Source organism: Mesorhizobium loti (assembly GCF_013170705.1).
Classification (GTDB): domain Bacteria; phylum Pseudomonadota; class Alphaproteobacteria; order Rhizobiales; family Rhizobiaceae; genus Mesorhizobium; species Mesorhizobium loti_D.
Genome location: NZ_CP033334.1, coordinates 35,440 through 45,931 on the forward strand (window position 1 = coordinate 35,440; position 10,492 = coordinate 45,931).

Annotated in this window: 10 protein-coding genes; 1 reads left to right on the forward strand and 9 read right to left on the reverse strand. The window is 64.3% G+C overall.

Annotated elements, in window-relative coordinates; all coding sequences use genetic code 11:
• Positions 1-77: 77 nt before the first annotated feature.
• The 8 genes from EB815_RS00170 to EB815_RS00205 form a co-directional block, all read right to left on the reverse strand.
• The gene (locus EB815_RS00170; protein WP_056569901.1) at positions 78-572 is read right to left on the reverse strand and encodes a GNAT family N-acetyltransferase; all 495 of its coding nucleotides are present in this window, start codon (positions 570-572) and stop codon (positions 78-80) included.
• Positions 572-1,249 (reverse strand): tRNA (adenosine(37)-N6)-threonylcarbamoyltransferase complex dimerization subunit type 1 TsaB, encoded by a 678-nt coding sequence (tsaB, locus tag EB815_RS00175; RefSeq protein WP_065005530.1) that lies wholly within the window; start codon positions 1,247-1,249, stop codon positions 572-574. The genes EB815_RS00170 and tsaB overlap by 1 nt, the downstream gene beginning before the upstream one ends.
• 95 nt (positions 1,250-1,344) lie before the next feature.
• A complete protein-coding gene (locus tag EB815_RS00180; RefSeq protein WP_056569894.1) occupies positions 1,345-2,448 on the reverse strand; it encodes a DUF1513 domain-containing protein in 1,104 nt (367 codons plus the stop codon).
• 3 nt (positions 2,449-2,451) lie between these two features.
• A complete protein-coding gene (locus EB815_RS00185) occupies positions 2,452-3,531 on the reverse strand; it encodes an imelysin family protein (protein ID WP_065005401.1) in 1,080 nt (359 codons plus the stop codon).
• Positions 3,531-5,132 (reverse strand): di-heme oxidoredictase family protein, encoded by a 1,602-nt coding sequence (locus EB815_RS00190; RefSeq protein ID WP_065005402.1) that lies wholly within the window; start codon positions 5,130-5,132, stop codon positions 3,531-3,533. Before EB815_RS00190 ends, EB815_RS00185 begins: the two co-directional genes overlap by 1 nt.
• Positions 5,133-5,144: 12 nt before the next feature.
• Entirely contained in the window at positions 5,145-5,630 is a 486-nt protein-coding gene (gene bfr / locus EB815_RS00195; RefSeq protein WP_027043556.1) for a bacterioferritin, read from the reverse strand.
• A complete protein-coding gene (locus tag EB815_RS00200) occupies positions 5,596-5,907 on the reverse strand; it encodes a (2Fe-2S)-binding protein (protein WP_065005403.1) in 312 nt (103 codons plus the stop codon). Before EB815_RS00200 ends, bfr begins: the two co-directional genes overlap by 35 nt.
• A gap of 111 nt (positions 5,908-6,018) precedes the next feature.
• Positions 6,019-7,308: an imelysin family protein gene (locus EB815_RS00205; protein ID WP_065005404.1), complete on the reverse strand. Its 1,290-nt coding sequence runs from the start codon at positions 7,306-7,308 to the stop codon at positions 6,019-6,021.
• A 433-nt stretch (positions 7,309-7,741) separates the two neighbouring features.
• Here EB815_RS00205 and EB815_RS00210 point away from each other — a divergent pair, with 433 nt between their 5' ends.
• Positions 7,742-8,995, forward strand: coding sequence for an NAD(P)/FAD-dependent oxidoreductase (locus EB815_RS00210; protein ID WP_065005405.1), 1,254 nt, complete (start codon positions 7,742-7,744; stop codon positions 8,993-8,995).
• A 113-nt stretch (positions 8,996-9,108) separates the two neighbouring features.
• Here the strand turns inward: EB815_RS00210 and EB815_RS00215 are convergent, their stop codons facing one another.
• On the reverse strand, positions 9,109-10,386 hold the full coding sequence (locus EB815_RS00215; protein WP_056570441.1) for a 4-aminobutyrate--2-oxoglutarate transaminase: 1,278 nt from the start codon (positions 10,384-10,386) through the stop codon (positions 9,109-9,111).
• Between the last annotated feature and the right edge of the window lie 106 nt (positions 10,387-10,492).

Genomic DNA, 10,492 nt, shown 5'->3' on the forward strand with positions numbered 1-10,492 from the left:
CTGGTCCTGCCATCACAGCGCCGCGCGTTCTCTTGGACGCGCAAAGGACGCCGTAATGATTTAATTTCGGCGTCTGGCTAGCGAAGATCGCGGCGCATGACAAGCGCGCCGGTCGGCCCGCGATCGGGCGACCTGTAATAGTCGGGGCGCTTGCCGACTTCGCGGAAGCCCAGCCGACGGTAGAGGGCGATCGCGGCGATGTTGGTCTCGTCGACCTCCAGGAACAGCGCTTCGGCGCGTTGCACATGCAGTTCGCGCAGCACGGCGTCCATCAACTGCCAGCCCAGTCCCTGGCGGCGATGGGATCGCGCCACCGCGACGGTCAGGATCTCGCCCTCGCCGGCGGCCAGCCGGGCCAGCACGAAGCCGACGGGCGGCTTGGCGCCCTGCCCGGTTTCGCGCGCGGCATAACCGAACACGGTGTCCTGCTCGAGCAAGGCGGCGAACTCGCCATCGGTCCACGGGCGGACAAAGTCCTCGCGATGCAGCAACGAGACCGCGGGGCTGTCGGTGATCCTGAGCGGCTCGAGCGCATAGTCCCGGCGCCGCGGCTGTAAAAAAGGTATGCGCATCAATTTTGTTGCCTTGAAAGAATAAATCCGGCTTGCGGCTTTGCATCGGCGCCGCGCAGGTAAAGTGGTTTCGGCCTTTCACCCTCGCCTTTGGCGGCGGCGAGGCGGGCGTATGTGACAATGTCGGCGGTGGCCGTCCGAGGCCCGATGTCGGAAACCCGACCCGCCGACGCGGCGATCCGCACCGCCGCTGTGCCGGCAAGCACCGCAAGGTTCTCCACCGCCAAGGCAGTGGCTTCCGGCAATGTGGTCACCGCCGGACCGTAAGTCAAAACTGACATTTTGTCGTAGAGCGCGGCATGGATTTCGTCGCGGCCGGCATCGAGCGCCGCCAGTACGGCGCGGCCGGGAAATGCCGATGCGGCCTCGGCGGCCAGTGCCTCGAGCGTCGTCACCCCGATCGCCGGTATTTTCAACGCCAGCGCCAGGCCACGCGCGGTCGAAACGCCGACGCGCAGACCGGTGAAGGACCCTGGGCCGACAGAGACGGCAATGGCGCCGAGGCCGGGATAGTCGGTCGCGCCCGCCTTCAGCGCCTCGGCGATGACGGCCATCAGGTGCTCGGCATGGCCTTTGCCGAGATCGAGCACCGCGCGGCCAAGCTCCCGCCCGGCCACCGCGTCGTAGACGCAGGCGGCGCAGAGGCTGGCGGCACAGTCGATGGCAAGCACTTTCATGAAACGAACGCTTCCGAGAAACACTTCCCTGTGCCCGCCAAGGCGCGGCACCGCAAGCATAATTTGTTAAGCGGCTTCGCTTCGCCGCCTCGACGTCAAACCTGCTCGATGCGCAGCATGTGGTTGTCCCAGACATAGTCCGGTTCCGACCGTGTCGCGCCGCTGCCCTCGATGATCTCGCCGGCGCCGGTGGTTGCCATGAAGCCAGCTCCGTCCGGCGCCAGGCCGCAGACCTCGACCAGCGCACTGGTAGAGACCACCCTGCCGCTCGCCACGTCGATCACGGCAAGCGAATTGCCTTCCGGCGACGAAACGGCGACGGTGCCCGCCAAAGGATTGGCGGCGACCGAGCCGATATAGTTGCGGAAGCCGGACAGCACGTCCGGCGACATGTCGAGCAGTTGCAAATCCTTGCCGCGCGCGGCGCGCCCAACCAGCAGCGGGCGATCGATGCCCGGCCCCCTATACTGGCAGCCGAACCAGACGGTACTGGATGCGTCGGTGTCCATATGGCGGATCGACAGTTGGTGCAGGGAAGCCGGTAATTCATGCTTCTCGATCAGGTCACCGGTGACACGGTCGATCAGGACGTAGGACGGCTTCATGGTGGCGATGTTGAGTTCCGCGCGGCCATAATCGGGATGGGTCTCGATGCCGCCATTGGCGACCGCGATCGTCCTGCCATCGCTCAGCAGCAGAAGCTCGTGCGGACCCATGCCGTAAGTCGGGAATTCACCGATGCGGCTGAACTTCGCCCGCGCGTCGTAGATGCCGACGACGCCGGCAGCGTTGTCGAAGTCGTTTTCGGTGGCATAGAGCAGGGCGCCGTCGGGCGAGAACACCCCATGGCCGAAGAAATGCCGGCCGGTGACGCTGGCGATGGTCAACGGGGCGTCTCTGCCGGTATGATCGAACACCACGGCGAAGGTGCCGGGCTGGCGGGCAAAGACCACTGAACGCTTCGATACGGGATCGAAGGTGACGTCATGGCCGCGATCAGGCAGGTCGATCGCATGCAGCACCTTGCCCGCCTCGGACAGGACGGCGGCGCCAAAACTGCCGTCGCGCTTGACGAAGGCGGTGGCGAAGACGGCGTCGGCGGCAAGTGTCCTTGCCCAGGCGGACGGCGCCACCACAGCGGCAAAGCCGATGCCCGCGGCTCTCAGGAAATCCCGACGATCGATCAGCGGCGTTTTCAAGGATCAATCTCCATCGAGCGACGAGAAGCCTGCGGTCAGGCCGAATTCGGCGGTCAGCCGGGTGCCGATCAGGGTCGACAGGCTGGAGGTGATCAGGGCGAAATGCTCGAGTTTTTCGCGCAGAGCCGGGTCCGCGAGCGCCTTGTCGATCGGACCCAGGACGGACTTCGCGGTGGCGACACCGTTGACCAGCTGGATATGGATCGACTCCGCCATCCAGCGCGCATCGGGCGGCAGCGCGTCGCCAAGTTTGGAGGCCTGGAACAACGCATCGATGCCGGCGAGATTTCCCGCCAGCGAATTGGTGGTGTTTTGCGAACGCCAGTAGATCGCCTGCTTGGGCTTGTCCGCCTCGGGCTTGCCGCCAAGGAAACCTTTCAGGCGGACATCCCGGACCATCTCCAACTCGTTGATGAAGATGCCGACCAGTTCGGTCACCGCCTCGTTACCGTCGCGGTAGAGCGCGTTCTGCGGCCCCGGATTGGCCCAGAGCGCGGCAAAACCGTCCGGCTTGTTCCAGGCTGCGCTGACCTCGCCGGCCATGGTTTCGATATTGCCGGCAACCGCCGCGCCATAGGCGCAGCGATAGGGATCATCCTTGCCCGCCAGCGCATCGGCGCCGTCGCCGAAAAGCACGAATTCCAGCGCGCCCAGCCCCTGCATGGCGACGCTCTTGCCAGCAAGCTGTGCCGGATCGGTGGCTGCCGGATCCTTGTCCGACAAGGCCGCCTGCACCTGTTTGAGGCCGATGCTCTTGCGGTCCGGCCAGAACAGCATGCGCTCCAGGCGGTTGTTCTCCTTGATCGGTCCAAAACCGATGATCTCGACCGATGACCAGGCATGGACCGTGGCGGAAAACTCGGTGCGCGTCGCGTCGAGTTCGCCTTGCGACGGCGCCTCGCAGAGCTTGTGCATCGCTTTTGTCAAGGTTTCGGCATGCTGGTGCAAATCGGCATAGGCCGGGCGGACGAAGCCGTCGATCGCCGGCTGGATGATGTCGGAGGCTTTCACCGCCGCCGATGCGGGGAAGGTAACCAGCAGGGCCAGCGGAAGAGCGAGAACCAGGGCGGAACGCTTCAACATCAGAGTGACTCCAGGAATTTGACCAGTGCGTCGCGCTCGGCCGCATTGGCGGCGGCAAAGCGGTCGCGCGCCTTCTGCGCCTCGCCGCCATGCCACAGGATCGCCTCGGTCAGGCTGCGCGCACGACCATCATGTAGAAAGAAGGAATTGCCGTTGACGGTCTCGGTGAGGCCGATACCCCACAGCGGCGGGGTGCGCCACTCGCTGCCCGTCGCATCGCCCACCGCCTGGCCGTCAGCCAGGCCGGGACCCATGTCGTGCAGCAGGAAGTCGGAATAAGGCCAGATCAGCTGGAACGCCTGCGCCTTGTTGGGCGCATCGCGACGGGTGACGAATTTCGGCGTGTGGCAGGAAATGCAGCCCATCTCGTAGAAGACCTTCTTGCCGGCGAGCACATCAGGCGCTGCGAGATCGCGGCGTGCCGGCACGGCCAGGTTCTGCGAATAGAAGGTGACGAGATCCATCACCGGCGCCGGCGCCTCGACCGGACCGAGGCGCTCCTGCACGCCATTCGGCATTGCGAGGCATTCCGCCTGCGCGGCGGTGCAATCGCCCCAATGTCTTGGTTCCTCGGGTGTCGAGACGCCGATGTCGCCGGCAAAGGCATCCGCGGCCTGCTGCCGGATCGATGCGGTCTGTGCCTTCCAGCCGAAACGGCCAAGCGTCAACTCACCGCTCGGACCGTCGAGCACGATGTTGGGCCTGCCGGAAATGCCGTCATTGTCGTGGTCGACCGGATCGGCGTGGGCCAGAATGTCCGCCGGCGCGATCTGCTCAATCAAGCCAAGGCCGATCATCGGCGGCGTCAGGCGCGGCGACAGCGTGGTATGCGGATCGAGCGGCCCATAGCCGAGATCGGTGACGGAATAATTGGGCTTGCGCAGGGAAACGACGGTGCCATCCGTCAGTTCCACCTCACGTTCCTGATAGTCGACACGCATCCGGCCTTCGCCGCGCAGGCCGGGCACCGCCAGTTCCTGCAACTGCGTGCCGTAGACCGGGTCGGGAAAATTGAGCATTTGGCGGTTGGCGATGGCCGCTTTTTCCTCGGCGCTGCCGGCGTCCCGCGCCAGGCGCAGGAACATCGAGGTGGTGCCGGCATCGCCTTGCGGCGGACGGCCGCGGCCGTCCTTCAGATGGCAGTTCTGGCAGGCGCGCTCGTTGAACAGCGGACCAAGCCCGTCCGACGCCTGCGTCGAGGATGGCGACGAGACCCAGTTCTTGCGGAACAAGGCGTTGCCGAGCTTGAAAGTGCCCTCCTCCTCGAAGGTGATGTTGGTCGAGGATTGCGAGAAGGCATCGCGGCTGACGTCCTTCTCAGACGTGCCGGCGCCACCTTGCATCAGCTCGAACGGCTCGGGTTTGGAGAAATCCGTGGTCGGCCTGGTGACGGCGGTGACACGCGCCTGATCCCGGGCATCGAGGTCGCCGCGCGTGGTGGCAAGGCTGGCTGGCTGAAGGTCACCCGCAATCGCGGATGATGTCAGCGCCAGGACAAGAATGGTGCAGCGCCGGCCAGCCGGGCGGGCTGGTCTTTTCGGCAGGAGCGGCGAGCCGGCGGCCCTCAGCAAGCGGCGCAGGAATTCTAAGGGGCGCCGCATTCCCGCATGCCTTTACTCCGCCTCGTTGGCCGCATCGGCGTTGAGCTGGCCGTACTTCTCCTCGCCGATCGAGGCGAGCAGGTCGAGCTGCGTCTCGAGAAAGTCGATGTGACCTTCCTCATCGGCCAGCAGATCCTCGAACAGTTTCATCGTCACGTAATCGCCCACCTCGTGGCAGATCTCGCGCGAACGTTTGTAGGCAGTGCGCGCGTCATATTCGCCGGCAAGGTCGGATTCGAGCACTTCCTTGACGTTCTGCCCGATGCGCAGCGGCGCGACGGACTGCAGGTTCGGATGGCCTTCAAGGAAGATGATGCGCGCGATGAGCTTGTCGGCGTGGTGCATCTCCTCGATCGATTCGGCCCGCTCCTTCTTTGCCAGCTTGGTGTACCCCCAATCCTCCAGCAGACGGAAATGCACCCAATATTGGTTGACGGCTCCAAGCTCCAGAAAAAGAGCCTCGTTAAGCCGCTCGATGATCTGACTTTCGCCCTTCATGGGTTCTGCTCCCGTATTGGATGCGCAGGCCTCTGACGCGATCCAGATGTGAAACGACATCCACGCCGGTCGCCTCCGAGCGGGCGTGGTAATTTTCGGTGACCCGAATGATCGTTTCCACCACATTTGGGAAGCAGCCGCAACAGCGACCGCGCTTTTGCATGGAGTGATAGATCTTTGCCGGCACGATAAGCTGCCAAGGGTCCTGATCCAGCAGCGCGATGATCGTCTGCTCGATCTCCCTCTCCGTGATGATATTGCAATGGCAGATCAGCATTTATAGTGCTCGGATGGCTGACGGCGCCTTCCGCGCCGCGTGGCTTGATTGGTCCCGGAGCCCATTCCGGAGCCAATTGTCAGGCTCCGGAACCGCGCGCCAGGTTCGGTCTTACTTGAACACCTTGTCGGGCGCGTCGAGGCTGTCGGAGCCTTCGAAGGCGATGGCGTTGAGTTTCAGCGAGCCGACGGCACGTTCGATCGACTTGGTCTGATCGACCAACGCGTCGATCGCCGCCTGCACGGTGGCGTTGCCTTCCTTGTTTCCTTCGGCGATCTGCTGGTCATAGGCCTCACCGGCCTCGGCCCGCACCTTGATCGCCTCCATCTTGGCGACGGTGACATCGAGCTTGTCGGACAGTTCCTTGTCGATCGCCGGATCGGCTGCCTTGACCATGTCATGCACCGAAGGCCCCGAAACGGCGGTGCCGTCGAGCCTGGTATAGCTGGCGAGGTAGGCAGCACGGATGCCGATCGCGTCATAGAGATGCGAGTTGTAGGTGTTGTCGGAGAAGCAGTCATGCTCCTCTTCCGGGTCGTGCAGCAACAGGCCGAGCTTCATGCGCTCACCGGCCAGTTCACCATAGGACAGCGAGCCCATGCCGGTGAAGATGACCGAGATCGCGGTGTTCGGCTCGCCATCGACCAGGTTCTTGCGCGCGGCGCCGTCTTCCTTCCAGTTGCCGACCATTTCCTGCAGGTCCGAAACCAGAAGGGTGGTGGCCGACTTCAGATACTCGGCACGGCGGTCGCAATTGCCACCGGTGCAGTTCTTGAGGTCGTAGTCGGTGTAGGGGCGTTCGCCGGCGCCCGGGCCGGTGCCGTGCAGATCCTGGCCCCAGAGCAGGAATTCGATGGCGTGATAGCCGGTGGCGACATTGGCCTCGATGCCGCCGGCCTCCTGCAGCGTGCCGGACAGGAATTCCGGCGAAAGTTTCGAGGCATCGACCTTCTTGCCGTTGATCTCGATTTCCTTGTTGGCGATCACATTGGCGGTATAGAGCGAATTCGCATCCGATTCGGTGCCGTAGCTCTTGGCGACATAGTCGATCAGCCCTTCGTCCAGCGGCCAGGAGTTCACCTTGCCTTCCCAATCGTCGACGATCTTGTTGCCGAAGCGGTAGACCTCGGTCTGCTGGTAGGGCACGCGCGATGCCTTCCACGCGTCGCGAGCGGCCTTGAGCGTGTCAGCGGACGGATTGGCAAGCAGCGCGTCGACCGCCTTGTCGAGGGCCTGGGCCGTGGTCAGCGAATCCTCATATTTGGCAAGCGCGATGTCGGAGTAGGTCTTGATCACCGCTTTCGCATCGGTATCCGCCTTGGCCGGCAGCACAAACACCGCCGCCGTCAGCAGTGCCGTGGCGCCAATCGCCGCAAGCCTGCCGCCATATCGTGCCGTCATTATCGCTCTCCAGTTTTTTGAAAATTTTATAAACGGCGCGTGCGGCGGCCGGCGCCAGGCCATGCTGATGCCATGGGACGCAAGACTGGCCACGCGATCGCGCGGTTGGGGGAAGAAAGACACCAAAATGCCTCCAATCGAACGGGTTCAAGGCCCAGACATCAAAGGGATGCGCTAACGCGCGAGCTTCCATAAAGCTTCGACGCCAATGGAAGTCAATGAAAATCGTCCGGAAAAGCCAATTGAAACAATAGTTTAGAATTATTCTAAACTACAATGGTCAACTTTATGCCTCGGCTGTGCCGGCCTTGCCGCCGAACTGTACGATTGACAGCTGTCATCCCGGGTGCGACCCGCAAACGCTCTCTTGCGGCGGCGCCAGACAATTGCCACCTGGCGAGACGCTCTAGGATCGAATCGGGATGGGAATGCGATGAAGAACGGTGTGGTCATTGTCGGTGCGGGTCATGCGGGCGTGCAGGCGGCCGCCAGTCTGCGCGAGGACGGCTATGACGGGCCGGTGATCCTCGTCGGCGACGAGAACGAGTTGCCTTACCACAAGCCGCCGCTGTCGAAGACCTTCATCAAGGATGCCGAGGCCAAGCCGCAACCCTTGCGTGGCGAGGCCTTTTATACCGGCAACGCGATCGACTACCGGCCGGGCATCCGGATCGAGCGCATCGATGCCGGCCGCCGCAACCTGGAGATATCAGGCGGCGGCGAACTTGCCTTCGACCACCTGCTCCTGGCGACCGGGTCGCGCCCGCGCGTCCTGCCGCTGCCGGGCTCGGACCTGTCCGGCGTCTTGTCGCTGCGTTCGCTGGCCGACGCACGGCTGATCCGGGAGCTCAGCACAACCAGCGAGGATGTCGTCATCCTCGGCGGCGGTTTTATCGGACTGGAGATCGCCGCGACGCTGCGCGCGGCCGGCCGCACGGTGACTGTGGTGGAAGCGGTCGACCGGCTGCTCGGCCGCGCCGTCGCACCCGTGGTGGCCAACCATGTCCGCCAGCGGCTGGAGGCGACCGGCGTACGCATCCTGACCGGCACCTCGATTTCAAGGCTCGAAGGCGAAAACGGCCATGTCGTGGCCGCGATCACCTCGTCGGGCGAAAGGCTGCCGGCGCGCATGGTCATCGTCGGCATCGGCGCCGTGCCCAATGTCGAGCTGGCGCAGCAAGCTGGCCTTGCCATCGCCAACGGCATCCGCGTCGACCACCAGATGCGCAGTTCGGCGCCGGAAATCCTGGCCATCGGCGACGCCGCCTCCTACCGGCACTGGTTCACCGGCGGCGACGTGCGGCTGGAATCGGTGCAGAACGCCACCGACCAGGCGCGGCTCGCGGCCCGCACGATCACCGGTCACGCGGACGCTTATTCGGCGGTGCCATGGTTCTGGTCCGATATTGGCGACATGAAGCTGCAGATGGTCGGGCTGACCGCCGGCGGCGACAGCCATGTCGTGCTGGGCGACCTGCCCGACAACAAGTTTTCCATCTATCACTATGCCGGTGACCGGCTGCTCGGCATCGAATCCGTCAACCGCCCCGGCGACCACATGCTTGGCCGCAAGATGCTCGGTGCGGGTTTCTCACCGACGCCGGAAACCGTTGCGGCTGGACCGGATGGGCTGAAGGCGGCGCTGGCCGCGTTTCAGCAGGATGAGCCGGCAAGGGCTGCGGGCTAGGCGCCCTTACCCTCCCCCCTTGTGGGGAGGGTCGCTGCGAAGCCGCGGGGCGGGGTCGGCGCCCCCCCACCCGGACCTTTGGTCCGACCTCCCCACGAGGGGGAGGTAGAACGCTAGGCAGCGCAGACTTCGCGGATCGAGCTTTCCAGGATGTCGAGCGCCTCGTTCATGACCTCGTCCTGGATGGTGATCGGCGCCAGGAAGCGGATGACGTTGCCGTAGACGCCGCAGGTCAGCAGGATCAGGCCTTTGTCGAGTGCCTTCAGCCGGATGGCGTTGGCAATCTCCGCCGAGGGCAGGCCCTTCTTGACGTCGTTGAACTCGACCGCGTTCATGAAGCCGAGGCCCCTGATATCGACGATCTCGGGCACGTCGTCGCGAATCGACTGCAGGCGCTGCTTCAGCCGCGCGCCAAGCGTGTTGGCGCGGTCGCACAGCTTTTCGTCCTCGATCACGTCAAGCACTGCGTGTGCCGCGGCGACGCCGATCGGGCTGCCACCATAGGTGCCGCCGAGGCCGCCCGGGCCAGGCGCGTCCATGATCTCGGCGCGGCCGGTCACCGCCGACAGCGGGAAGCCGCCAGCGAGGCTCTTGGCCATGGTGGTGATGTCGGCCGCGACCTCATGATGATCCATCGCAAACATCTTGCCGGTACGGGCGAAGCCCGTCTGCACCTCGTCGGCGATCAGCAGCATGCCGTGCTGGTCGCAGAGCTTGCGCAGCGCGGTCAGGAGTTCACGGGGCGCGTCGTAGAAGCCGCCCTCCCCCTGGACAGGCTCGATGATGATCGCGGCGACGCGTGCCGGATCGACATCGGCCTTGAACAGCTTGTCGAGCGCGGCAAGCGAATCGGCGACCGAGACACCATGCAACGCCACGGGAAACGGCACGTGGTAGACGTCGCCCGGCATGGCGCCGAAGCCGACCTTGTAGGGAACGACCTTGCCGGTCAGCGCCATGCCCATGAAGGTGCGGCCATGGAAGCCGCCGCCAAAGGCGATGACGGCCTGGCGGCCGGTGGCGTTGCGGGCGATCTTGATGGCATTTTCGACCGCCTCGGCGCCGGTGGTGACGAAAATGGTCTTTTTCTCGAACTTGCCGGGCAGCATGGCGTTCAGCCGCTCGGCCAGCCTGACATAGCTCTCATAGGGCACGACCTGGTGGCAGGTGTGGGTGAAACGGTCGAGCTGCGCCTTGACGGCCTCGATCACCCTGGGGTGGCGGTGGCCGGTGTTGACGACGGCGATGCCGGAGGAAAAGTCGATGTAGCGGCGGCCCTCGACATCCCAGATCTCCGAGTTTTCAGCCCGGTCGGCGTAGATTTGCGTGGTCATTCCGACGCCGCGCGAGATCGACTGGTTCTTGCGTTCGGAAATGGCTGAATTCTTCATGATATCCCTCATCGGGCCGGCGCCCGCTCTCGTTGATCAGATGTCTTCTGACCTTATTTCATGTTTTCCTCAAGTCGGCACCACCGGATGGCGATTGGGCCTGCGA

Excerpts from the sequence above, each read along its gene's own strand:
- EB815_RS00170 (WP_056569901.1), bottom strand. The coding sequence starts at position 572 with ATGCGCATACCTTTTTTACAGCCGCGGCGCCGGGACTATGCGCTCGAG.
- EB815_RS00190 (WP_065005402.1), bottom strand. The coding sequence starts at position 5,132 with ATGCGGCGCCCCTTAGAATTCCTGCGCCGCTTGCTGAGGGCCGCCGGC.
- bfr (WP_027043556.1), bottom strand. The coding sequence starts at position 5,630 with ATGAAGGGCGAAAGTCAGATCATCGAGCGGCTTAACGAGGCTCTTTTT.
- EB815_RS00215 (WP_056570441.1), bottom strand. The coding sequence starts at position 10,386 with ATGAAGAATTCAGCCATTTCCGAACGCAAGAACCAGTCGATCTCGCGC.
- EB815_RS00185 (WP_065005401.1), bottom strand. The coding sequence starts at position 3,531 with ATGTTGAAGCGTTCCGCCCTGGTTCTCGCTCTTCCGCTGGCCCTGCTG.
- EB815_RS00200 (WP_065005403.1), bottom strand. The coding sequence starts at position 5,907 with ATGCTGATCTGCCATTGCAATATCATCACGGAGAGGGAGATCGAGCAG.
- EB815_RS00205 (WP_065005404.1), bottom strand. The coding sequence starts at position 7,308 with ATGACGGCACGATATGGCGGCAGGCTTGCGGCGATTGGCGCCACGGCA.
- EB815_RS00210 (WP_065005405.1), top strand. The coding sequence starts at position 7,742 with ATGAAGAACGGTGTGGTCATTGTCGGTGCGGGTCATGCGGGCGTGCAG.
- tsaB (WP_065005530.1), bottom strand. The coding sequence starts at position 1,249 with ATGAAAGTGCTTGCCATCGACTGTGCCGCCAGCCTCTGCGCCGCCTGC.